This is a genomic window from Corallococcus sp. AB011P, from assembly GCF_003611605.1.
In the GTDB taxonomy this organism is placed as follows: domain Bacteria; phylum Myxococcota; class Myxococcia; order Myxococcales; family Myxococcaceae; genus Corallococcus; species Corallococcus coralloides.
This window is the reverse complement of the sequence record NZ_RAVX01000003.1, coordinates 666,385-689,444: the sequence shown is the minus strand read 5'-3', so window position 1 is coordinate 689,444 and position 23,060 is coordinate 666,385. Positions and strand designations below refer to the sequence as shown.

Below are 23,060 nucleotides of genomic sequence, written 5' to 3'. Positions count from 1 at the left end.
TGAACGTCCTCCTACGCCCGGCGGGAAATGCGCGCGACTAGAACCGCACGTGCGCGGAGAGCAGCGCGGAAACGCCGTCCGCCGGCACGGCCTGACCGCCGTAGTACGAGTCGTAGTAGAGCTTGTCGGTCAGGTTGTAGACGTTGAGCTGCAGGTCGACCTTCTTGATGGAGTACGACGCGAACGCGTCGAAGCGCCAGAAGTTGGGCACCTTGGTGAGCAGCACCGTCGCGTTGGCCGGGTTGTTCACCGTCGCCACGTCCTGGTAGGTGGCGCCGCCGCCCACGGACAGGTTGTCCAGGATGGCGTACGTGGTCCACAGCGAGAAGCTGCGCTTGGGCGTGTTCACCAGGCGCTGGTCCACCAGGAACTCATTGGTGTGCTCCTGGATGCTCGCGTCCAGGAACGTGTAGTTGGCGAACACGTTCCAGCGGCGCACCGGCGAACCCGCGACGCCGAGCGCGTAGCCCTGCACCCGCTGCTTGCCCTCCAGCACCGTGGGCGGGCCGTCCGGATCCGAGTTCGGCACGCGCGCGTTCAGCTTGTTGGTGCGGAACAGGGCGGCGTTGACGCTCAGGCGCTCCGCGATGAGGTCCGCCTTGGCGCCGATCTCGAAGGTCTCGTTCTTCTCCGGATCCAGCGTGACGGTGTCGTTGGCCAGCGTGGCCAGCTCCGCGCTCGGGTTCTGGGACGTGCCGTACATGCCGTAGACGCTGGTGTTCTCCGCCGGGTGGAGCACCAGGCCCACGCGCCAGTTGAACAGGCTGTTCTCCTGCTCGAAGGCGGCCACGTCACCGTTCGCGGCCTTGGTCTCGTAGTCGCTGTGCAGGTTGTCCAGGCGCAGGGTGCCCAGGACCTCCACGTACTTGCCGATCTGGATCTGATCCGACGCGTACGCGCCCAGGTTCCACTGGCGGCTGTAGTTGGTGGCGCCCGGGACGCGGTTCACGCCGGACAGGTCCGGGCTGTTGTCCGGATCGAACAGGTCCGCCGGCAGGTTGCCGGTCGCCGTGGTGAGGTTGATGCGGCCCAGCTCACGCTGCTCGCGGGACACGTCCAGGCCGAAGTTGGCGGTGTGCTTGAGGAAGCCCGTGTTGAACACGCCGCGCACGTCCAGCTGGTCCGCGAAGTAGGTGTTGTCCGTGGACGTCTCGAAGCGCTGGCGGCCGATGGTGGTGGGGTCCGTGGCCGGCGTCAGGCCGCGCGGCGCGGTGGGCCGGGCGAAGCGGTCCACGCCGCCGTAGCGCAGCGTGTTCGTCAGGCGGAACGTGTTGCCCAGGTCCGCCAGCAGGCGCGCCGAGCCGATGTGGACATTGACGAGCTCCGTGTCGCTGTCCTTCACGCCGTAGAAGTTCTCACGGGGCACGTCCAGGGTGACGCCCACGGGGTAGCCGTTGAAGTACGGCTGGCCGTAGTCCGGCACGCTGTCCTCGTGCTGGTAGAAGTAGTCCACTTCCAGGGCGACCTTCTCCGCCAACTGGAAGCGCGCGGACGGCGCGATGCCCACGCGGTTCTCCTTCACGACGTCACGGCCGGCGACGCCCGCCAGCTGCCCCACGGCGCTCACGCGGAACTGGACGCTGTCGGAGAGCTCCTGGTTGACGTCCGCCTCGATGCGGCCAATCGGCGCCGTACCGCCGGACAGGCGCAGGTCCGTGAAGGACCCCTTGCGCGCCTTCTTCGTCACCAGGTTGATGGCGCCGCCCGTGGAGCCGCGGCCGAACAGCACCGACGACGGGCCGAAGTAGACCTCCACGCCCTCCAGGTTGAACGTGTCGCGGGTGAACCAGCCCAGGTCGCGCACGCCGTCGCGCAGCGTGTCCGTCTGGGCGGAGAAGCCGCGCAGCGAGAAGGAGTCACCCTGGCGGCCGCCCTCGCCCGCCGTCACCGTGATGCCGGACACGTTGCGCAGGGCATCGCGCAGCGTCGTCGCCTGCTGCTCCTCCATCACGCGCTCGGGGACCACCGTGATGGTCTGCGGCGTGTCCACCAGCGGCCGCGGCAGGCGGGCCAGGCTGGGCTCGGTGACGTTGTACTTCTGCGTCTCACCTTCCACGGACACTTCCGGAAGGACGTACGCGTCGTCCTCGCCGGCCTGCGCCGCCGGCGCGCCAATGGGCGCGGACTCCGGGGTGCGCTCAGGGGCCGGAGCGTCCTGGTCCACGGGGGCGGTCTCCGCCGGCCGGGACTCCTGCACCGGCGCCGACGTCTCGCCCGTCACCGGCGTCTCCTGCGCCACCGCGCCGCCCGCCGCCAGGGCGGAGGCAAGGCCTACGGCAGCGGGCCCCCAGGGCCAGAGCGCGCCGCGCACGCCTCCAGGGTTGCCATTCGATGAGCGGATACCAGTACGACCGGGCTTGGCTGTGGACACGAATCCCCTCGGGATAGGAAGCGCTGTCTAAATGAGAATGATTCTCATATGCAGGACCCTGATTCTCGTTACAAGAAATTTCTTCCCGTCGACACTGTGAGGAGCGAAGGCAGGCGATCGTTACAGCACTGCTTTGCATCAGACGGCCGAATGCCACAGGCCACAGAGTGAAAACGATGAGGCCCGGATCCGCTCTCGCGGTCCGGGCCTCGGGACTGCATGGGTTTGCTGAGTCGCGACTTCAGGCGGCGTTCTTGTTCGACTCCGCGGGCGGTGCCACCGGGGCCTCGGATGCCACGGGCTGCGTCTTGCGGCGCGGGACGAAGCGGCGCCAGGAGAGCGCATAGCCGGTGTAGACGAGGAACACGGCGCCAAAGGACGCGAGCGCCGCGATGAGCTGGCCCACCCACCCCAGCGCCTCGCCGGTGTGCAGGAAGCGCAGCCACGTGCGCAGCTTCCGGCCGCTGTTGAAGTCCGCGTACGTCTCCGTCTTCAGAGGCTGGGCCGTGAACGGATCCAGCGACACCGTGTTGGTGGCGAAGAGCGGCCAGCGCTCCTGCTCGCGGACGGTGAAGGCGCTGGCCTGCGGGCCCTTGGGACCACCGCGGCCTTCCGCACGGCCTTCGCCGCGAGCGCCACCCTCACCGCGCGCACCACCTTCGGCCCGGGGGCCTCCTTCGCCACGCGGAGCGCCCTCACCGCGCGGGGCGCCTTCGGGACGGCCGCCGGGGGCGCCAGCGCCTTGGGGCGTGGCCAGGCGCAGGGTGATGGTCTCCCAGGCGTTGGACTGCTTCATCACCGCCGCGAACTGCGCGTCCAGCGGCTGGGGCTGCGTCCCCGGCGCGGGCGTGGGCACGGCCGCGGGCGCCGAGGCGATGGGCCCCTGCGCCGCGGGCGGCTCGTTGCCGGTGAGCGTGAAGACCAGGTTCGATGCCCACTTATAGGAGATGACCGCGCCGGACGCGGTCAGCACCACCAGCACGGGCAGCGACCAGAAGCCGATGACGTTGTGCCAGTTGAAGTCGCGCGCCTTGCCCTTGAGCCCGCGGCGGAACCACAGGACGGGCCGCATGGAGCGCAGCGTCCACTTGCGCGGCCACCACAGGAACAGGCCGGTGATGCCCAGGAAGAGGAACGCCAGGTTGGCCACGCCGGTGATGGCCTTGCCCACGGCGCGGTTGTCGCCGGACGCCGCGAGCCAGCGGTGCAGCTCCTCCATCGTGTGGAAGAACGAACGCCAGCCCTGCGCGCCCGGCTCGCGCACTTCACCGGTGTAGGGGTGGACGTAGACAGCGGCGCCGCGGCCCAGGGCCACCGTCACCATGCTGTCCGCTTCCGGGGACACCGTCACGCCGGAGGGAGGCACGGCGGGCTTCGCCTCCTTCACCTTCGCGATCATCTCCTCCAGCGTCAGGCGGGGAGTCCCCTCCGCGGGAGGCGCCGCGTGGCGGGCGTCACGGTCCGCCCAGTCGATGATCTGCGACTCGAACGCGATCGCCGCGCCCGTGAACGACATGACCCCGACCACGAGCCCCACGATGAGGCCGCAAACCAGGTGGATCCAGAAGAGAATCGAGCGGAGCTTGGGATTCATGAAGGCTTCTACGGGACTGCGAAGGAACTACCTCAGGGCGAACTTCACCGGGATCACGACCTTCACGCGCACCGGCGCGCCGCCGTGTCCCAGGGCCGGCGAGAAGCGCCAGCCCGCCACGGACTCGAGCGCGGCCTCGTCCAGGCCCGGCACCGAGCGGTGGATGCGGGGCGAGCCCGGCTCCACCGCGCCATCCGTGCCAATGATCACCATCACCATCACCACGCCGGTGATTCCGTCCTCGCGGGCGCGGCGCGGATACTCCGGCTTGCCGGACAGCAGCACCGGCAGCTTCATCACCTCGCGCGGCGTATAGATGGGCGGCGCGGTGCCCTGCCCTCCGACCTTGCCGCCCACGACTCCGCCCACCACGCCCCCGACGACGCCTCCCACCGCGCCGTCCGGCACGCCCGGCCCCGCGGGCGCCTGCGACGCGACCACCTCCGTCGCGACCGGCGTCTCCACCTGCTCCACCACCGGCGCCGTCTCCTTCACCGGCTCCGGAACCTTCGCGGGCACCACCAGCTCCCGGTGCTTGGGGCGCGGCTTCTGCACCACCGGCTTCACGGGCTCCGGGGTCGCCTGCTTCAGCGCGCCACCGCCCAGCGGCGGCGGAGGCGGCGCGTAGGCCATCAGCACCAGCTCCGGCTCCGGCTTCTTGACCTGCGGCGGCGGCGGGTTCGACACCACCAACAACCCCACCGCCACCGCGAGCACGTGCGCCGCGGTCGCGGTCAGCAGGGCCCCGCTCCAGCGACCCCATCCCGCCTCCGCCGTCGCGGTCGCGGACTGGAAGAGCCCCGCCGGACCCCGCACTGCATCCGCACGGGCGGTCACAGCTTGCGGCAGCGCAGGGGCAGCACCCAATCCGTCGTCGAAGTTGAGAATGGTTCGCATTTTCGGTTGCCGGAAGGGGATACCCCCTAGCGGGTGGCAACGTCAATCTGGAGCGATGCTGAAATCATCCCGGCGCACCATCACGTGACAGTTTCGTCGCCAAGGGCGCGATTTTCCGAGGTGCGTGAGAACCCGGCTGCGTATAAAGGCCTTCCGCTGACTCGTTTTTGTCGTCGCCCGACTGTCGCATCGGGTACGACACGCTTAACCCCCCCATCCATGACGCCGGCCCCTCCCCACACCGGGCGTGAAGCCCTCCGTGAGCTCAGGTTCGCCCTGGCGGCGGTCGTGTGCGCGGCGGTGCTGGCCGGGCTGCTGGGGATGGTGGGGCTTTCGTCAGCGCCCTCCACCGGAGCCCAATGGGGAGCCCGCCAGGAGGCCGCGGCGTCCCGGACGCATGCTGTGTCGCGCACGCCATCCACCCCGAAGCTGGGGTGGGAGGAAGCGGGGCTGCTGCATGGCTCGCACGTGGCCGCGCCTCGGACGGGCTTACGCGATCAGGTGGATGGCGGGGGTGCCGGCCTCCGTCCCCTGACGCCCTTCGCGCCCCGGCCGGACACGCTGCGCGCGATCCTCGCGCGCCATGACGCGCGGATGCTGGCGCGGGCCGAGGGCCTGCTTGCCCGGGCGCTGCCCTCCCGGCTCACGCCGCTGGCGGACCGTCCCCGGACGGTGAACTGCCCGGCACAGGGTCCGCCCCTCCCAGGCTGAGCGGTTCTTTTCCGTCCTTCTGCTTCCGTTCGAAGGCCCGCGCCCGTTTCCAACCCGGTGTGACCCCTGGGACCAGGCGGGCAGGCCCTTCCCACGACACAACCCTTCCAGCACGCGGTGCTCCCTTCACGGCCGCGCGAGACCTTCTTCCATGTCTCCATCCCCTTCCCCCGATCCCACCTCCACCCCTTCGCAGCAGGCCCAGCAGGGCGGCTCCACCCACGATCAGTGGCAGGGCGCGCGCCTGTTGTGGAGCGGACTGCTGTGCCTGGCCATCATCGTCGGGGCCATTGCCCTCGAGCGATGCAGCTGAGTCCGCCCTAACTTCCTGTCGTTCCGGCCCCGCGCAGCGCGGGCGGGGCCGGTCATCGCGAGCCCATCACCTCCAGAGGCGCCCCCATGCACGACGCCCACGCGTTCCTCCAAGCCCTCGCCACCGTCCTTTGTGTCGCGGCGGTCACCACGGTCCTCTTTCAGCGCCTGCGCCAGCCGGTGGTGCTGGGCTACATCCTCGCGGGCTTCATCATAGGACCGCACGTCCCCATCCCCCTGGTGGCGGACCCGGGCATCGTGCAGACGCTGTCGGAGATGGGCGTCATCCTGCTGATGTTCTCCCTGGGGCTGGAGTTCAGCCTGCGCCGGCTGTTCCAGGTGGGGCCCACCGCGGGGCTCACCGCCTTCATCCAGTGCAGTGTGATGGTGTGGCTGGGCTTCATCATCGGCCGTGCCTTCGGCTGGACGATGCTGGAGAGCCTGTTCACCGGCTGCTGCATCGCCATCTCCAGCACCACCATCATCGCCAAGGCCTTCGACGAGCAGAACATCCGGGGCGCGCTGCGCGGCATCGTGGTGGGCATCCTCATCGTGGAGGACCTCATCGGCATCCTGCTGATGGCCATGCTCACCGCGGTGTCCAGCGGCACCGGCCTGTCCGCCGGGGACCTGGCGTACACGGTGGGCCGGCTGGCCGCGTTCCTCGTGGGGCTGGTCGGCATTGGCCTGTTCGTCGTGCCCCGGTTGATGCGCTACATCACGAAGCTCCAGCGGCCGGAGACGACGCTCGTCACCAGCGTGGGCATCTGCTTCGCGGGCGCGCTCCTGGCGCAGACGTTCGGCTACTCGGTGGCGCTGGGCGCGTTCCTCGCGGGCTCGCTGGTGGCGGAGTCCGGCGAGGGCAAGGAGATCGAGCACCTGGTGCAGCCGGTGCGCGACCTGTTCGGCGCGGTGTTCTTCGTGTCGGTGGGCATGCTGATTGATCCGGCGCTCATCCGCGAGCACTGGCTGGCCATCGCGGTGCTCACCGGCGTGGTCATCCTGGGGAAGATCCTCAGCGTGTCGCTGGGTGCGTTCTTCACGGGCAACGGCACGCGCACGTCCGTGCAGGCGGGCCTGAGCCTGTCCCAGATTGGCGAGTTCTCCTTCATCATCGCGGGGCTGGGCCTGTCCCTGAAGGCCACGGGCACGTTCCTCTACCCGGTGGCGGTGGCCGTGTCCGCCATCACCACGCTGACCACGCCGTGGCTCATCCGCGCGTCCGACCCCATCGCCAACTGGGTGGACCGCAAGCTGCCGGCGCCGCTACAGACGTTCGCGTCGCTGTACGGCAGCTGGGTGGAGAACCTGCGCACGTCGCCGCGCCAGAAGACGGTGGGCGCGCGCGTGCGGCGCATGGGGCTGTTGATGCTGCTGGACGCGGCGTTCATCACCATCATCGTCATCGGCACGTCCGTGCTGCTGCCCCAGGTGACGGAGTTCATCGACGAGCGTATGGGCTGGGGCAAAACGATGACGCCGTGGATCGTCATCGGCCTGGCCACGGCGCTGGCCCTGCCCTTCTGCGTGGGCATCGTGCGGATGGGGCGGCGGCTGGGCGTGGTGCTGGCGGAGGGCGCGCTGCCGGCGGCCGCCAACGGCAAGGTGGACCTGGCGGCGGCGCCCCGGCGGGTGCTGGTGGTCGCGCTCCAACTGGCCAGCGTCTTCATGGTGGGCGTGCCGGTGCTGGCCATCACCCAGCCGTTCATCCCCGGCGTGCCGGGCGCGGTGCTGCTGCTGGTGTCCCTGGGTGTGATGGGCTTCGCCTTCTGGAAGAGCGCCACGAACCTGCAGGGGCATATGCGCGCGGGCGCGCAGGTCATCGTGGAGGCGCTCGCGGCCCAGTCCCACGCCAAGGGCGACGAGGACGAGCCTTCACAGGACGTGCTGCACGGCGTGCGTCAGATGCTGCCCGGCATCGGCGAACCGGAGTCGGTGGCGCTCGGCGAGTCCAGCGCGGCGGTGGGCCGGACCCTGGCGGAGCTCAACCTGCGCGGCATGACGGGGGCCACGGTGCTGGCCATCCGGCGGGGCGAAGCGGGCGTGCTGGTGCCCACCGCGCAGGAGGTGCTGCGCGCGGGTGACATCCTCGCGCTCGCGGGGACGCACGAGGCCATCGACGCGGCGAAGGGCGTGCTCGGCTGACGCGGGGCACCGGATGCAATGGGGGACGCGGCCGTCCGTAGCAAGGGCATGCCGCTCCCCTTCCGCGTTCCGGAGGTCCCCGCCATGCGCCGCCCGCTCCTTCCCACCCTGTTGCTCGCCTGTTCGCTGGCCGTGCCCGCCCTGGCGGCGGAACCGGCGAAGAAGCCGGCCAAGGCTCCCGCCAAGACCATCTGCGTCAACGTCAAGGACGGGAGCAAGGCGGTCCAGGGCACGAACCTGGTCATCGAGCCCGGGGAGAAGGTCAAGGACGCGGTCGCCGTGGATGGCGACGTCATCGTGAAGAAGGGCGCGGTCGTGGACAACGACGTGGCCGCCATCCGGGGGCGCGTCATCCTGGAGCCCGGCGCGAAGGTGAAGGGCGACGTGGTGTCCATTGGCGGCGAGGTGCGGGTGACCGCGGGCGCGCACGTCGACGGGAGCGCGACGGCGCTGGGCGGCAAGCTCGTGGTGGACAAGAAGGAGGACGTCGGCGGCGAGCAGAACTCCTTGTCCCTGGTCTTCAACGGCGACGACCTGGTGAAGGAGTTCGTCGGCAAGGCGCTCGACGAGGATGCGGGCAAGTGCCACATCCTCGATGACGACGAGGACGACGACGGCGACAAGGACGTCTGAGCCGTCCTCCTTTGTGTCAGGCGGCCCCCGTCACTTCCATTCTGGCGGGGGCTTGCGCGTGGCGCGGCGGCGCGAGCGGGGTTGCAGGTGCACCTCGTCCCCGCGGCAGACGCGCACGCGCAGGAAGCGCTGGAGCTGATCCAGGGCCAGGTCGTGGTCCTTGTCGCTCTCCGCGCAGCAGCAGTCGCTGAGCACGGTGATCTTGTACTCGTGCATGTGCGCGTCGTGGGCGCTGAAGAAGACGCACAGGTTGGTGGCGATGCCCGCGAGCAGCAGCTTCTTCGTGCCCAGGTGCTCCAGCAGGGGCACCAGCGACGTGGCGAAGAAGGCCGAGTGCTTGGGCTTGAGGATGAAGTAGTCGTCCGGCCGGGGCTTGAGCGCGCGAGCGACCCGCTGGCCCCGGCTGTCCTTCCGGGTGCAGTGCTTGTAGACGTCCGTGAAGCTGCTGCGCCACAGGTCGAAGTTGTCGTTGACGTAGATGACCGGGACGCCTGCCTTGCGCATCCGCTCCGCGAAGGGGCCCAGGCGCTCCACCATGCGCAGCGCCCAGGGCAGGACGTTCTCCCCGCCGGGGAACTCCAGGTCGTTGATGACGTCGATGATGAGCAGCGCGGTGTCATGCCGCCGCTCGTGCGGCGTGCGCGTCTGCTTCCGGACCGCCTGGCGCGGCTTCGCCACGTCCACCTCCCCGTGGCTGAACGCTAATCATCCTCCCGCCGGGGGGTGGAGTCCCCGCGAGGGAGGATGTTCGCTGGCAGCCAACGTCCCCCAGGTGCTGCGTGCGGCGGGCTACCGCCGGGCGCGGCGGGGCCTCCACACGACTCCCGCGAGCAGCCACCAGGCCAGGACGCCCGGAAGCGCGGTGGCGCCGGCACTGCACCCGCCGGATTCATCCTCCATGTGCACGAGCACCGCGCCGCCGTCCTTCGCGGGGCCCTCGGGCACTTGGGTTCCCGCGTCCAAGGCTGAACCGGCATCCACCAGGGTTCCCGCGTCCGCCACGGCCTCTGCATCCTCGAAAGCCCCTGCATCCTCCACGGCTCCCGCATCCTCGGTAGCCCCAGCGTCCACTCCAGCATCGCCTTCCACGCCGCCGTCACTGCCGGGCTCCTCAAGCACCTCGTCCTCCTCCGTACGAGCCTGGACGGTGACCACGGGGAAGTCCTGCGACGGCGTGAACGTGAAGGTCGCATGCTCGACGTCCGCATCCGCGTCCTGCGCCGCGCCCAGCGTCACGAACTGAGGCACGCTCCAGTTCTCGGTAGTGAAGCGGAGCGAGGCGCCCTCCATCACGGACAGGTCACCCTCGCCCCCCTGCGCTGCCACCTTGACCCAGACGTCCACCAGGGGTGGCATTGCCAGGGACACCATGACCGTCTGGGTTTCGCCCTCCGGAATGACGAACTCCGAGGGCGACACGACCAGGGCCTGACCTTCTGGTGTTGGGGTGACCCGCAGAATCACCCCATAACCCAGCACATACAACGCCCCGTCCGGTCCCTCACTCACGTCGACGTAGCCGGCCCCCGTCTCGTGATTGATGATCAGGTCCTCCGCGGCCACGGAGCCGTCCGCCGCGAACCGGACCCGATGAAGCATCCCGCGGTAGTCCGTGAACAGGTAATTGCCGGAGTAGCTCGAGGGGAATCGTGTCCCCCCATAGAACATGCCCCCCATGACGAAATCGCCCTCGATCCATCGCTCGAGCTGGCCGCCGCCGCTCACCGCATCCGGCACTGGCTGGTCCACGGAGAACGACTGCGGGGAGGGATGCCCCGTGACATAGAAGTTCCCGTTGAAGCTGGGATCCTCCACGTCTCGGATCATGACCCGCGTCCCCTTGTGGTACCAGGAGGAGTCAAAATAGTCGTTCAGGAGCGTGAAGGTCGCGACGCCGTTCTGCCGCACCGCACCTGTCGGCGTGAGCGGATTGACATCGTAGTAGCGCAGGTATGAATACACGGGCGCCAGGTAGCCTGCGGGCCGGTTGTAGTCATAGTCGGGCCACCCCCCATGGTCGCCCGGCCCCACACTGAAGACCTGAAGGTTTTCCGGACTCGAGGCATTGGCCCACAGGCGGCCAGTTCCTGGCTGGAAAACCAGCCCGAAGAGATTGCAGAAGCCCCGCGCCCAGATGCTGTCCACGTTCGGGCCCGCACCGTCGTAGAAGGGATTGTCCGTGGGCACGGTGCCATCCGGACGCACACGGTGGATCTTGCCCGCCGCATTCGTCAGAACGTCTGCTTCACGGTAGCCGTGGAGACTCCCCACCCCGAAGTACAGCATGCCATCCGGACCGAAGGTCATCCCGCCGCCGTCGTAGTCGAGCTCTCCTGCCGGGAGCCCATCCACGATGACGGTGCGATTCACGCCGACGCCACCGACGTCGGTATACCGGAAGATCTGCAACTGGTAGCCCGGCATCGCCGCGAAGAAATAGACGTAATGGTTGCTCGCGAAGTCCGGATCGAAGGCCATGCCCAGGAGGCCTTCCTGGGCATTACGATTGAATGATTCGGAAATGAATGGGGTCGGCTGCACGACGCCGTTCACCACGACACGGACCTTCCCAGACAACGTCGTCACGAACAGGCGGCCAGACCCGTCCGGAACCCATCCCATCCGGGAGGCGTCCTCGCTGGTCGTGCCGAAGTCCACCCAGTTCGCGATCTCAAGGTCACGAGCTGTCTCGACGGGTTGGGAATAGACGGGGAAGGCTGTCAGCAATGCCAAGGGAAGCCAAGGGGCAATGGATCGCATATCAAGCACGCTAGCGTGCCCTCCCGTCTGACCGTCAGTCTTTTCCCTCCAGTTCCGCTTCAGCTCCGCCGGGCGCGGCGGGGCCTCCACACGACTCCCGCGAGCAGCCACCACGCCAGGACGCCTGGAAGCGCGGTGGCGCCGGCACTGCACCCGCCGGATTCATCCTCCTGGGGGCCCGTCACCGTGCCGCCGTCCTTCGCGGAGCCCGCGTCCACCCCGGTCCCCGCGTCCGCACGGGTCCCTGCGTCCACCTGGGTACCGGCGTCCACTCCGGTGCCCGCGTCCGCGCGGGTCCCTGCGTCCACCTGGGTGCCGGCGTCCACCCCGGTGCCTGCGTCCGCACGGGTCCCGGCGTCCACCTGGGTGCCGGCGTCCACTCCGGTCCCGGCGTCCACACCCGCGTCGCCTGCCACGCCGCCGTCGCCGGGCCCCTGCGGCAGGTCGTCGTCCACCGTGCGGGCCTGGACGGTCACCACGGGGATGTCCTGGGTCGGCGTGAACGTGAGGGACGCGTGTTCGACCTGCGCATCCGCGTCCTGCGCCGCGCGCACCGTCACGAACTGAGGAACGCTCCAGTTCTCTCGCGTGAACCGAAGCGAGCCACCCTCCACCAAGATCAGGTCACCCTCGCCCCCTTGCAGCACCACCTTGACCCAGACGTCCACCAGCGGAGGCATCGCCAGGGACACCGTGACCGTCTGGGTTCCGTCCTCCGGGACGACGAGGTTCAAGGGAGACACGCTCAGGGCCTGGGTTCCCGGCACCGGGGTGACCCGATGGACCCCCCCGTGGTGGCTGAGGACATACAGCGCCCCGTCCGGCCCCTCGTTCACGTCAACGAAGCCGCCGCCCGTCTCATGATTCATGATGATGTGTTCCCTGGCCACGGAGCCATCCGCCGCGAACTGCATCCGGTGAAGCATCCCGCGGTAGTCCGTGAACAGGTAATTGCCGGAGTAGCTCTGGGGGAAGCGCGTCCCCTTGTAGAACATGCCTCCCATCGCGAACTCGCCCTCCGGCCATCGCTTGAGATAGCCGCCGCTACTCACCGCGTCCGGCTCCGGCTGGTCCACGGTGAACGACTGCGAGGAGGGATGACCCTTGATGTAGAACTCGCCGTTGAAGCTGGGATTCGCGACATCGAAGATCGAGACCCGCGTTCCCTTGCGATACCAGGATGAATTGTAATAGCCGCCGACCAGCGTGTAGGTCGCGACGCCGTTCTGCCGCACCGCGCCTGTCGCCGTGAACGTGGCTTCATCGTTGACACCGGGCAGGTATGAGTACACCGGCGCCAGGTATCCCGCGGGCTGGTTGTTCTCATAGTCGGGCCAACCCCCATGGTTTCCCGCGCTGACGCTGAAGATTTGATTGGCCCCCGGGCCTGAGACATTGGCCCACAAGCGCCCGGTTCCCGGCTGGAAGACCAGCCCGTAGAGGTTGTGGAAGCCCCGGGCCCAGATGCTGTCCACGTTGGGGCCCGCCCCGTCGTGGAAGGGATTGTCGGTGGGCACGGTGCCATCCGGGCGCACGCGGTGGATCTTTCCCGCCGCGTTCGTCAGGACGTCCGCGCTCCGGATGCCCTGGAGCGTCCCCACCCCGAAGTACAGCATTCCATCCGGACCGAAGGTGAGCCCTCCGCCGTCATAGTCGAGCACTCCCGCCGGGAGCCCGCCCACGATGACGGTGCGATTCACGCCGACGCCGCCGGAGTCGGTGTACCGGAAGATCTGCAACGTGAAGCCCGGCATCGCCGCGAAGAAATAGACGTAGCGGTTGCTCGCGAAGTTCGGATCGAAGGTCATGCCCAGGAGGCCTTGCTGCTCGTGCCCCTGGGTGAAGGACTCGGAGATGAAGGGGGTCGGCTGCACGACGCCGTTCTTCACGACGAGGACTTTTCCAGACATCGTCGCCACGAACAGGCGGCCAGAGCCATCCGGAACCCAGCCCATCCGGGTCGCGTCGCTGGCCGTTGCGAAGGTCACCCAGCCTTCCTGGACCTCGAGGTCACGAGCCGTCTCGACGGGTTGGGCATGGACGCGGGCGGCGGTCAGCAATGCCAGGGCAAGCCAGGGGGCGATGGGGCGCATGCCGCGCAAGCTACCATCAATTCCGGACATCCCGAGCCGCGCCAGGCCTGGGCTTCACGCCCCAGATGCCCACCTTGCCGTCATCCATGCCCCAGCACACGAAGCGCCCGTCGGGCGAGAAGTTCGCGGTGCTGCCCTGCATGTCATCCAGGTCCGAGTAGGCGAAGACGCGCTGGCCGGCATGGACGTCGATGACCACGAACGCGCTCGTGTCCGCGCTGGCGGCCAGCAGGGAGCCCTCGGGGCTGAACTCGACCTGCATCGCACCGGAGGCAGGGCCCGCGATGCTCCGAACGGTTTCCAGTCCGGGGAGGCCCAGGAACAGCAACTTGCCACCGGAGTTGGCAGCGACCAGCCCTTCTCCAGACGGAGTGAACGCCACGTTCCAGGTCAGCTGGGCATCGAGCGTGCGGGCCCCCACGACCTTGCCGGTCCTCGCATCCCAGAGGCGAACGGAAGCGCGTGTCGCGGCACCGGCCTGCTCCTCTGCGGCACCCACGGCCGCGAACCGGCCATCCGCCGACAGCGCGCAGCCATAGAGGAACGCGGGGTCCTCCAGCCGCCACACGAGCCAGCCGCGCTCCAGGTCCCAGAGCAGGACCCGGCCCTGGCCGGACGTGAGCAGCAGGCGCGTTCCGTCCGACGACAGGCACGCGCTGGCGACGGACCCGCCGGTCTCCACCGAGGACAACAGCGTGCCGTCCGTGACGGACCAGGTCTGGAGGGTGCCGCGCGCGGTCACGGACAGGATGCGCTGGGAGCCAGGGAGGAACCACGCGGCCACGCAGCGGGAAACGGAGAGCGTGAAGAGCGGAGTCGCCGCTTCCGAGTGCAGGTCCCACCAGCGCAACGGCGTCCCACCCTGCTTCTGGACGGACAGCAGGAAGCGCGACGACGCATCCCACGCCAGCCACTGCCACCGCGAGTACTGCGACAGCTCCGGCTCCCCCAGCGTCCGCAGCAGGGACAGATGCTTCGCGGTGTCAGGGGTCAGCGTCAGGGAAGGCGTGAGCATGGTGCGAATCCGAAATGGCGCATAGCCGCTCAAGAGTGAGCCTTGAAGCAGTTTCGAACGAAGAGGCCGCGATGACCCGCTCCGCACGCTGCGTCATGGTGGGCTGCGCGCTGGGGGGCTTGAGCCGGGCCGAACGGGCGGCCTAAGACGCGGCCTCCCCGTCCAGGGGACCCTTTTCGAGGAACTTCATGTTCAAGAAGATTGCCATTGGCGTTGTCGCCGTGCTCGCGCTGCTCGCCGGCTTCATCACCACCCGCCCCGATACCTACACCGTCACGCGCACCGCCACGGTGCCGGGTGCACCCGACGTCGCGTTCGGTCTGGTCAATGACTTCCACCAGTGGAACCAGTGGTCTCCCTGGGACAACCTCGACCCGAACATGAAGAAGACCTTCGGCGGCGCGGAGTCGGGCGTTGGCGCCACCTATGGGTGGGTGGGCAACAACGACGTGGGCGAGGGCCGCATGACCATCCTGGAGGCCACCGCCGACGCGTCCGTCCGCATCAAGCTGGAGTTCATCAAGCCCTTCGAAGACAGCAGCATCACCACCTTCTCGTTCAAGCCCGCCAACGACGGCACCACCGTCACCTGGACCATGGCCGGCGAGCACACCTTCGTGAGCAAGGCGATGTGCCTGTTCATGGACATGGATCAGATGATCGGCAAGGACTTCGAGAAGGGCCTCGCCAGCATGAAGACCGCCGCCCAGACCGAAGCCACCAAGCGCGCCGAGGCCGAAGCCGCTCGCAAGGTCGCCGAGGCCAAGGCCGCCGAGGAAGCCGCCGCAGCCGCGCCCGCCGTCGCCGCGCCCACCCCGTAGTCCACGGCTCCACCTCGTGGCTCCTGGCCCCTCGCGCCTTCCCGGCACGAGGGGCTTTCTCGTTCTCACAACCTCCAGGCTTGAGGCGCGGGCTCCCGAACCTGCCCCAGGCTCCTGCGGTTGACCAATCGATTGCGTGGATCCACCGCGACCTGGCGGACCGCCCAATCCACTCCCGTCACCGTGAGCCGGGCCGTCGCGGACTCCGGCTCCAGGCCGTAGGAGACGGTGACCCTCCGCCGCGCTTCCGGCGCATCGCCCTGGAGATCCAGCTCCACCTCGCAGGGGTACACCTTTCCCGTCACCGTCCGCTGCGTCACGGTCAACGTGAGCGCGTCCTCCTGGCTCCACTCCACCTGGAAGTACGGCCAGTCCGGCTCCCCTTCCCCGTCCACCCAGGTGTCGAAGTAGCGCTGGAGGCTCTTGCCCGAAGTGGCTTCGAGCGCCCGGCGTAGGTCCTCGATGCTCCGGACTCCCGGCTCCGCCAGGAACGTCTGGAGCCCCGCCAGCACCTGGGGCCGTCCCAACAGGGACTCCAATTGCACCAGGAGGATCATTGGGCCCGTGCCGTAGATGTCATTGATGAAGGACAGGAAGGGCGGCGCGGGCGTGTCTCGTGGACGCAGGTGATAGGACGCGGTCCGGGCCAGCCGGTCCCAGTACGCCAGCGTCACGGCGGCATCGTCACCTCGGTGCTCGTCTTCAAAGACATACGTGAGATACTCCGCTACCGCCTCTTTCCACGGGTAGTCCTCCGCGCTCGCCAGCGTCGTCCGGTCTCCGGCCCACTGGTGCACGACTTCATGCATCAACGTGTGCAACGTCACGTTGGCGTAGACCCCGCCAATCCCTGGCAGGTCGTCGCGCAGCACGATGTTGGCCGGGTGCTCCATGCCCAGCCAGTCCGTGCGCCCGCTGGCCACCCGCAGCTCGGGGCCATAGGGCAGCGGGCCGAAGCGCGCCGTCATCCACTCCAGGAACTCCGCCACCGCGCCCGCGTCGATCGCCGGCCCGAGCAGTCCCCCTGGCGGCTCATACAGATCCACGCGCCCCGCGTTCGTGTCCACCAGCCGCGTGCGCTCCCACGCCGGATGCGACGCGACCATGAAGGCGGAGTACGTGGGGGCCCGCGTCCCCAGCAGCTCGCAGCGAGTATGTGTTTCATCCCGCCGCGACAGGCTCCCCGGACACAGCACCACCTCACCGGACGCATGCGTGATGTCGAAGGTGAAGTGCGCCAGCCGCCCGGGCGCAGTGTCACACGGACCGAAGAGGTCGCAGGACTCCAGCCATCCCAGCAGATACGTGAAGGGACGGCCCTGCGCATCCAACCGCCGTGAGAACCCCACCTGCGTGTAAGGCACCGTGGCCTCCGGAACACGCAACCGGCTGTCGAGCCACAAGGGCCCCTCCACCGGAGCCACGCCACAGACCTCCAGCCGACCGTCCGCCATGCGGAAGCTTTCGGGAGGCACACCGCCCCACCGCGCGTCCATCACCTCCGCGCGAGCCGGAAACGACACGCAGCCCCGCGCGCCCGCCTCCACGTCCAGCCACAACCGGGACGATGCCTCCCCTGTCGTGAGGTCGAACGCGAAGTCGTAGCGCTCCACCCTGGACGCCAGCGGCGCCCCACCCGCGTCCGGCGGTTCCAAGGGCGGATCGCCGGACTCGCAGCCCATCACGCCCAGGACCAAGCACGGCAGCGCGAAGCGTCTGAGCCAGGGCAGGAGCACGACACGGATACGGACCAGGGCGCTCCCCCGGGTCGTCCTGAAAAGAAAGAGGGGCGGCCCGTAACTCAGGCCACCCCTCCCTCACCTCAAGCGCTCACCCTACTTCGTGAACGTGATGGGCCCCGAGGACAGCGTGGTGTTGTTCGCGCCATCCACCGCGCGCACGCGCCACGTGTGTGAGCCCGTGGACAGACCGTTCAGCGTCGTCTGCTCCGTGCCCACGCCGTACACCTCGAACTCCCACAGCGAGTAGCCGTACGCCGTCGCACGCTGCACGCCGCGCATGCGCACGAAGCGGCCCACGCCGGCCACCGTCCAGTCGTCGATGCCGCCGTCTCCGGTGTCCACCGTCCGCAGCGCCGTCCAGGTCGTGTTGTCCAGCGACGCCTCCAGCACGTAGCGCCGGCCGTACGCGGCCTCCCAGTTCAGCACGATGCGCTTGAGCGAGTAGATGGCCCCCAGATCGATGGTGATGGACTCCGTGTCACCCGTGGTCGCCGTGCCCACGCTGGACCAGCGCGTCGCCAGGCTTCCGTCCACCGCGTCGTTCGCGCTGCCGAACTCCACGGACGTGGCGTAGGCATTCTTGCCCCGCGCCAGGTTCGTGCCCGCCGGCACCGGCGTGCTGCGCAGGATGGAGGGCCCGCGGTCCGCGCCGTCCACGATGAGGACGTACTCCGCCACGCCCGCGCCCATGTCCGTCGTCTGCTCCCAGATGAAGCGCGTGGACGTGCCCGGCACCGACTGCCCGGCCGACGGCGACAGCGCCGCGAAGGCCGCGGGCGGCGTCGTGTCGTTCAGCGTGAAGGTGAACGTCGCGGACTGAGTGACGCCGTTCGCCCAGTTGAACGCCTTCACGAACCAGGTGTGCGTCCCGTTCGCCAGCTTCAACCCATCCAGCGCCGCCGACGGTGTCTTGGTGATGGCCACCGGCATCGCGCCGCCATCCAGGTACACCTCGTAGCGCTGGATGCCCGTCTGCGGATCGCTGCTCGCCGCCCAGGTGAACGCCGGACGCGTGCCGGTGATCACCATGTTGTTCGACGGCGTCAGCAGGTTGAACGCCACGGGCGGCGTCGCGTCCGTCAGGCCGAAGCCCTGGATGCCCGCGCCGTACTGGTACAGCGGGTTGCCGTACGTGGGCGGCACCGGCTGGCCCGTCGCGATCTTCTGGCGGATGGCCGCGCGCTCCGCGTCCGTCGCGCCCAGGTCGAACGGCAGGTCCCACTTCTCCAGCTGGTTGTTCTCCACGTCCGTGCCGATCTGGCTCATGGAGCGCGGCAGCTGCCACGGCGTCTTGCCCCGAGGCAGCACGTCACCGAACAGCACGTCCGCCACCGCGTAGCCGCCCATGTCGCCGGGGCGGTACGCCAGCATCAGCGCGTTGGACAGGGGCACCACGTTCGTCAGCACGTAGGGACGCGGGCTGATCAACACCACCGTCGTGGGGATGCCCCGCGACTTGAAGCTGTTGATGATGCCGTACTGGTCGCCCCACTTCGCGTCGTGGGCAGGGCCAATCGGGTCACCCGGCAGGTACGGCTTCTCCTTGTCCCACTCCGTGCCGTGCGTGAAGTAGCTCTCACCCACCACCACGATGGCCGCGTCCGGCGTCACGCCCGCGGGGGCGTTGTCCTTGTAGACCGTGAGCCCTGAGGCCTCCGCGCGCGCCTTCACCGCCGCGTAGATGGTCGGGTCGCCGAACTCGGTGCCGTGGAAGTCCGAACGCCAGGTCACCATGCAGGACATGTCGTCCGCGCGCGGACCCGCGATGACCAGCCTGCCGCCCGCCGGCAGGCGGATGGGCAGCGCGCCGTCGTTCTTGAGCAGCGTCATGGCCTCCTGCGCCGCGCGGCGCACCGCCGCCTTGCTGTCCGCGGTGTGCCACTGGGACGTGCCGGCCGGGCCCTGCTTGTACGGGTCCTCGAAGATGCCCAGGCGGAACTTCAGGTCCAGGATGCGGCGCACGGAGTCGTTGATGCGCGCGACCGGAACCTCGTTCTCGAAGTTGGCCATGGCCTGCGGCGTCGCGCCACCCATCACGTCCGAGCCCGCCGTGGCGGAGCGCACCCACGAACCCGACGGCAGCCAGTCCGAGCAGATGACGCCGTCGTACTTCAACTGGTTGCGCAGGTAGTTGAGGATGCCCGGGTTGTCACCCGCGCCGTAGCCCTCCGGCCCCAGCAGCCAGCTGCCCGCGTAGCCCGGCATGATGCCGCTGGTGCCCGCCTCGATGGCCGCGTGCCACGGACGCATGTGGTAGTGGATGGTGGTGCCGTCGTAGGTGATGCCCGCCTCACCGCCAGCGCCCTGCCCCGGCCAGTGCTTCGTCGTCACCCAGATGGAGCTCGAGTTCACCTCCGGACCGCCCTGGAGGCCCGCGATGAGCGCGCGGGTGATGCCCGCCGCCAGGTCCGCGTCCTCGCCGTTGCCCTCCTGGGTGCGCGGATACAGGACCTTGGTGTTCACCTCCGCCAGCGGCGACAGCGTGCCTCGGCTGCCAATGGCCAGCTGCTCGCGGCGCTGGATGTCACCCATCTCAAAGATGGTGTCCAGGTCGCGCGTGGCAGCCAGCGCCGGCTGAGTGGGCCAGCTCGTCTTGTAGCCGTGGATGGTGTCACCCGCGTCGATGTGCGGGATACCCAGGCGCGTGGCCGCGGACGCCTTCTGGAACATGGGGATGTCCGTGGGCGACAGCGGGCCCATCTGGAAGCCGGCTTCCGGGTACGTCTTGGCGTCGTAGAACATCTGCAGCGCCTTCTCGCGCAGCGTCATGCGGCCCAGCAGGTCGTTCACGCGTACGGAGACGGGGTTGTGCCAGTCCTCGTACGGCTCAATCGTCCCGTTCTTGTTCAGGTCGCGCACGCCGTTGATGAGGTTGACGCCGTCCGCCTGCGTCTCCACCACCGGCAGGTACACGCTGAAGTTGCCGATGTCCGAGCGCGACGTGGTGCCACCCGACAGCGTGGCCACGACGTACCACTTGTACGTCCAGCGGTCCGGCAGGTCCTCCGTGAAGGTGAAGGACGTGCCCGTCTGCGACGCCACCTGCGTGTACCTGTCCAGCAGGTTGCCCGCCGCCATCCAGTCGTAGTCGTTGCGGGTGAGGTTGACGTAGAGCTTGTAGTTCGTCGCGCCCGTCACGGTGGCCCACGACAGCGTGGGACGGCGGGTCGCGGTGATCATCGCGTTGTTGGCCGGCGCGGCCAGCCGGAACGCCCCGGCCACCGGCAGCGGCGCGGGCGCCACGTACGGGTCCGGGATGATGGTGGGGTCGCGAGGGTCCGTGGGGCCATTGCCCGTGGAGAAGATTTCGACGTTCCAATCCGCGCCCTGCACCGCCAGCGCCGTGACGGACTGCGCGCGCTGCTGCACGCCGTTGTAGTCCACCACCGCCAGCCGGATGTCCGTGTTGGGCTGCGTGGGAGAGAACTGGTTCTTCGACAGCGTCACCGTCGTGTTGGGCGGGAACGTGAGCTGGTAGGTGAAGGGCCCGGGCGGGTTGCGCACGGACGGCGTGGTGTTGCCCTCCTCCGGCACCGGCGTCACCGACAGCGGCGCGGGCGACACGTTGATCTTCGCGTACGCCAGCTCCGGGAAGTTCAGCTTGATGGTCTGGTTCGTGGTCTGCGTGGGCGGCGGCGTCGTGCCCCCGTTCTGGTAGACCTCGAAGGACCACAGCGAATAGCCATAGCCCGTGCCGCGCTCCGTGCCGCGCATGCGGATGTAGCGGTACGTGCCGGAGACCGGAATCTCCCGGCGGCCGATGGCGCCGTTGGTCACCGTGTTGAGCGTGGTCCAGCTGGCGTCGTTGTTGGATCCGTCAATCGTGTACGTCTTGCCGTACGCGCCCTCCCAGTCCAGCACCACCTTGCCCACCACCTGGGACGAACCCAGGTCCACGCGGATCCACTGCGGATCCACGCCCTGCGCGGAGGCCCAGCGCGTGTTGACGTCGCCGTCGAACGCGAAGCCCGGCTGGAGCCCCGCCGCATCCGCCTCCACGCTGGACGCGGTGGCCGGACGATTGCGCGCCAGGTCCGTGTTGGTGGGAGGCGGCGTGCCGCCCGTCTCATAGACAGCGAACTCCCACAGCGAATAGCCATACGCGGGCAGCGCGCGGGTGACGCCCTGCATGCGGACGTAGCGGCCCGTGGTGCCGGACGGCAGGGACAGGTCGTCCGTCGCGCCATCGCCGGTGTTCACCGTCAGCGCGTCGGTGAAGGTGGTGTTGTTGGTGGAGACCTGGATCTTGTAGACCGTGGCGTAGGCCGCCTCCCAGGTGAGCACCACGCGCGAGATGGTGCGCGTCTGGCCCAGGTCCACGGTGATCCATTCATTCGCCGTGAAGCCGCTGGCCCAGCGGGTGCCACCGTCGCCGTCCACCGCGTACTGGCCCAGGAATGGAGCCTCCGCGGACGAGGTATAGGTGGTCTTGTTCAGCGCGACGTTCGTCTGCGCCAGGGCGTCGGACGCGCCCAGGAACGACACCAGCGTGAGCACCGCCGCGAAGGCTTGTAATAACCAGACACGCGGTGCTTCGCGAAGACATGGGCTTGCGCCCCTGCTTGACAATTGCGGCAAGGATTCAGACATTGGGGGATGACTCCTTGGGTAGGAACAGCGACCGCATCCCTGCCCTGACGACACCGCACGCGGGGGCGTGACGGCGGCGTCAAGACAAGGCTCGGGCGTTCCGGCTGTCACACGGAGACAGCCGGCCCGCCCTTCCTGGCACTGCGTTCCTGCCTAGTCCGCGGTGAAGTACAGGTTGTCGAGCAGGAGTGACTGACCGGTCGTTCCACCTTCGGCCGCGAAGGTGAACGGCGACGACACGTCATTGAGCTTCAGGCCCGCCGCGACGAAGTCCGCCACGGGGATGGCCAGGTGGTGCCACTCACCGTCGTTCGCCCAGCCGTATTGGGTGACGGCGAGCGGAGCGCCCTTCTCGGCGGTGCCCGTGCCGCTGGTCATGCCGATCTTCACGTTGGCGAAGGCTGCGTCGGACGACTTCATGCTGACGTGGAGCGTCTTCCAGGCATCGAAGTTGTGCGTCTGCTTCCAGTGCACGCCGAAGCCCATCCACGGCTTGCCGTTCTGGACGATGCGGTCCGCGGACTTGCCTTCGACGTGGTCCGGGTCGGACTCCACGTAGACGGTGTTCTCGTAGAGGTAGAAGTTGGAGTCGATGTTATCGAGGATGATCTCCTGCGAGCGGCCCGTCTCGTAGAAGATGCCCACCATCAGGCGGGCCTTGCCGGCCTCGTAGGGGAACGGCCCCGGCAGCAGGTCCGCGGGCTGCGTCCCGCCGTCGGGGTTCTGGGTGCCCGGCAGCTCCTGGCCGGAGTAGTCCGCCGGGCCCGGATCCGGGCGGCAGGCGGCGAGCAGCAGCAACAGTCCCCACACTGGCTTCTTCATGGCTTCACCGCCCGGTCCGCACCACTGGAGGTCTTCACCATCACCCAGCCGCCCGCCACGGTGCCGCCCAGCTCGACGACGCCCTTGTACGCGGGCGTCACCAGGTCGTAGGCCACCGTGCCGGACGCGTCGTACGTCACCGCATCAGGGAAGTAGTCGAGCACGGACTGGTAGGCCTTCACCGCCATCTCGCGCGTCTGCGCCAGGCTGCCCTGGTCCGCCCGGCCCCGCTGGTAGATGGCCGCCAGGTTGAGGGCCACGTAGTACTGCGCTTCGCCATACGGCCCGTTCGCGAGCACCGTGGCCCAAGCGTAGTAGCCCGCCACCGGGTCCCCGCCGGACTGGATCTGCCACTTCGTCTCCGTGCCCACCCCCGCCATCGCGAAGGGGTTGTTCGGGTCATCCAGCACGGAGGTGTTCGGGTAGATGCCCATGGCCGGGTCGGTGACCGTGAAGGTCATCCCGTCCAGGGGCTTGCCGTAGATGATGGTCGGGTCGTCGTAGCAGCCGGACAGCGCGGCCACGGCGGCCAGCAGGAAACCAGTCCTCATGAT

General features: G+C 68.7%; 16 protein-coding genes. 5 read left to right on the top strand and 11 right to left on the bottom strand.

The genetic code is table 11. The features are described from left to right. Window positions 1-37: 37 nt before the first annotated feature. From D7X30_RS12425 to D7X30_RS12415, 3 genes are all read right to left on the bottom strand, one after another. A complete protein-coding gene (locus D7X30_RS12425; protein ID WP_233591529.1) occupies window positions 38-2,311 on the bottom strand; it encodes a TonB-dependent siderophore receptor in 2,274 nt (757 codons plus the stop codon). Window positions 2,312-2,612: 301 nt separating this feature from the next. After that, window positions 2,613-3,965, bottom strand: coding sequence for a PepSY domain-containing protein (locus tag D7X30_RS12420; RefSeq protein ID WP_120563097.1), 1,353 nt, complete (start codon window positions 3,963-3,965; stop codon window positions 2,613-2,615). Window positions 3,966-3,992: 27 nt separating this feature from the next. Further along, complete coding sequence (locus D7X30_RS12415) at window positions 3,993-4,862, bottom strand: energy transducer TonB (protein ID WP_120563096.1); 870 nt, start codon at window positions 4,860-4,862, stop codon at window positions 3,993-3,995. 219 nt (window positions 4,863-5,081) lie between these two features. On the opposite strand from D7X30_RS12415, the gene D7X30_RS12410 reads away from it, so the two are divergent. The 4 genes from D7X30_RS12410 (at window position 5,082) to D7X30_RS12400 (ending at window position 8,663) form a co-directional block, all read left to right on the top strand. After that, window positions 5,082-5,573: a hypothetical protein gene (locus D7X30_RS12410; protein ID WP_120563095.1), complete on the top strand. Its 492-nt coding sequence runs from the start codon at window positions 5,082-5,084 to the stop codon at window positions 5,571-5,573. Between the two features lie 151 nt (window positions 5,574-5,724). Continuing rightward, complete coding sequence (locus D7X30_RS41940) at window positions 5,725-5,886, top strand: hypothetical protein (protein ID WP_158619251.1); 162 nt, start codon at window positions 5,725-5,727, stop codon at window positions 5,884-5,886. 86 nt (window positions 5,887-5,972) lie between these two features. Further along, window positions 5,973-8,030, top strand: coding sequence for a cation:proton antiporter (locus D7X30_RS12405; protein ID WP_120563094.1), 2,058 nt, complete (start codon window positions 5,973-5,975; stop codon window positions 8,028-8,030). Window positions 8,031-8,114: 84 nt separating this feature from the next. Beyond that, the gene (locus D7X30_RS12400) at window positions 8,115-8,663 is read left to right on the top strand and encodes a hypothetical protein (RefSeq protein ID WP_120563286.1); all 549 of its coding nucleotides are present in this window, start codon (window positions 8,115-8,117) and stop codon (window positions 8,661-8,663) included. 30 nt (window positions 8,664-8,693) lie between these two features. On the opposite strand, the gene D7X30_RS12395 is transcribed toward D7X30_RS12400, so the two are convergent. The 4 genes from D7X30_RS12395 to D7X30_RS12380 form a co-directional block, all read right to left on the bottom strand. After that, on the bottom strand, window positions 8,694-9,341 hold the full coding sequence (locus tag D7X30_RS12395) for a cysteine hydrolase family protein (protein ID WP_171425713.1): 648 nt from the start codon (window positions 9,339-9,341) through the stop codon (window positions 8,694-8,696). Window positions 9,342-9,452: 111 nt separating this feature from the next. Next, complete coding sequence (locus D7X30_RS12390; RefSeq protein WP_233591544.1) at window positions 9,453-11,423, bottom strand: sorbosone dehydrogenase family protein; 1,971 nt, start codon at window positions 11,421-11,423, stop codon at window positions 9,453-9,455. Between the two features lie 59 nt (window positions 11,424-11,482). After that, window positions 11,483-13,411: a sorbosone dehydrogenase family protein gene (locus D7X30_RS12385; RefSeq protein WP_158619250.1), complete on the bottom strand. Its 1,929-nt coding sequence runs from the start codon at window positions 13,409-13,411 to the stop codon at window positions 11,483-11,485. A gap of 121 nt (window positions 13,412-13,532) precedes the next feature. Beyond that, window positions 13,533-14,531, bottom strand: a complete 999-nt coding sequence (locus D7X30_RS12380; protein ID WP_120563091.1) for a WD40 repeat domain-containing protein — start codon at window positions 14,529-14,531, stop codon at window positions 13,533-13,535. Window positions 14,532-14,719: 188 nt separating this feature from the next. Between D7X30_RS12380 and D7X30_RS12375 the strand changes: the two genes are divergently transcribed. Next, window positions 14,720-15,352, top strand: a complete 633-nt coding sequence (locus D7X30_RS12375; RefSeq protein ID WP_120563090.1) for an SRPBCC family protein — start codon at window positions 14,720-14,722, stop codon at window positions 15,350-15,352. 65 nt (window positions 15,353-15,417) lie between these two features. On the opposite strand, the gene D7X30_RS12370 is transcribed toward D7X30_RS12375, so the two are convergent. From D7X30_RS12370 to D7X30_RS12355, 4 genes are all read right to left on the bottom strand, one after another. Then, window positions 15,418-17,007 carry a M1 family aminopeptidase gene (locus D7X30_RS12370; protein ID WP_233591528.1) on the bottom strand — a complete coding sequence of 530 codons (1,590 nt, stop codon included), beginning with the start codon at window positions 17,005-17,007 and terminating at the stop codon, window positions 15,418-15,420. Window positions 17,008-17,187: 180 nt separating this feature from the next. Continuing rightward, entirely contained in the window at window positions 17,188-21,684 is a 4,497-nt protein-coding gene (locus D7X30_RS12365; protein ID WP_120563088.1) for a discoidin domain-containing protein, read from the bottom strand. Window positions 21,685-21,837: 153 nt separating this feature from the next. Continuing rightward, window positions 21,838-22,506 (bottom strand): putative glycoside hydrolase, encoded by a 669-nt coding sequence (locus D7X30_RS12360; RefSeq protein WP_120563087.1) that lies wholly within the window; start codon window positions 22,504-22,506, stop codon window positions 21,838-21,840. Next, complete coding sequence (locus D7X30_RS12355) at window positions 22,503-23,057, bottom strand: hypothetical protein (RefSeq protein ID WP_199724251.1); 555 nt, start codon at window positions 23,055-23,057, stop codon at window positions 22,503-22,505. The genes D7X30_RS12360 and D7X30_RS12355 overlap by 4 nt, the downstream gene beginning before the upstream one ends. Window positions 23,058-23,060 lie beyond the last annotated feature (3 nt).

What these genes read in the sequence shown, in the direction of transcription:
- D7X30_RS12420 (WP_120563097.1), bottom strand. Translation starts at nt 3,965, where the DNA reads ATGAATCCCAAGCTCCGCTCGATTCTCTTCTGGATCCACCTGGTTTGC.
- D7X30_RS12415 (WP_120563096.1), bottom strand. Translation starts at nt 4,862, where the DNA reads ATGCGAACCATTCTCAACTTCGACGACGGATTGGGTGCTGCCCCTGCG.
- D7X30_RS12410 (WP_120563095.1), top strand. Translation starts at nt 5,082, where the DNA reads ATGACGCCGGCCCCTCCCCACACCGGGCGTGAAGCCCTCCGTGAGCTC.
- D7X30_RS41940 (WP_158619251.1), top strand. Translation starts at nt 5,725, where the DNA reads ATGTCTCCATCCCCTTCCCCCGATCCCACCTCCACCCCTTCGCAGCAG.
- D7X30_RS12405 (WP_120563094.1), top strand. Translation starts at nt 5,973, where the DNA reads ATGCACGACGCCCACGCGTTCCTCCAAGCCCTCGCCACCGTCCTTTGT.
- D7X30_RS12400 (WP_120563286.1), top strand. Translation starts at nt 8,115, where the DNA reads ATGCGCCGCCCGCTCCTTCCCACCCTGTTGCTCGCCTGTTCGCTGGCC.
- D7X30_RS12390 (WP_233591544.1), bottom strand. Translation starts at nt 11,423, where the DNA reads ATGCGATCCATTGCCCCTTGGCTTCCCTTGGCATTGCTGACAGCCTTC.
- D7X30_RS12380 (WP_120563091.1), bottom strand. Translation starts at nt 14,531, where the DNA reads ATGCTCACGCCTTCCCTGACGCTGACCCCTGACACCGCGAAGCATCTG.
- D7X30_RS12375 (WP_120563090.1), top strand. Translation starts at nt 14,720, where the DNA reads ATGTTCAAGAAGATTGCCATTGGCGTTGTCGCCGTGCTCGCGCTGCTC.
- D7X30_RS12365 (WP_120563088.1), bottom strand. Translation starts at nt 21,684, where the DNA reads ATGTCTGAATCCTTGCCGCAATTGTCAAGCAGGGGCGCAAGCCCATGT.
- D7X30_RS12360 (WP_120563087.1), bottom strand. Translation starts at nt 22,506, where the DNA reads ATGAAGAAGCCAGTGTGGGGACTGTTGCTGCTGCTCGCCGCCTGCCGC.
- D7X30_RS12355 (WP_199724251.1), bottom strand. Translation starts at nt 23,057, where the DNA reads ATGAGGACTGGTTTCCTGCTGGCCGCCGTGGCCGCGCTGTCCGGCTGC.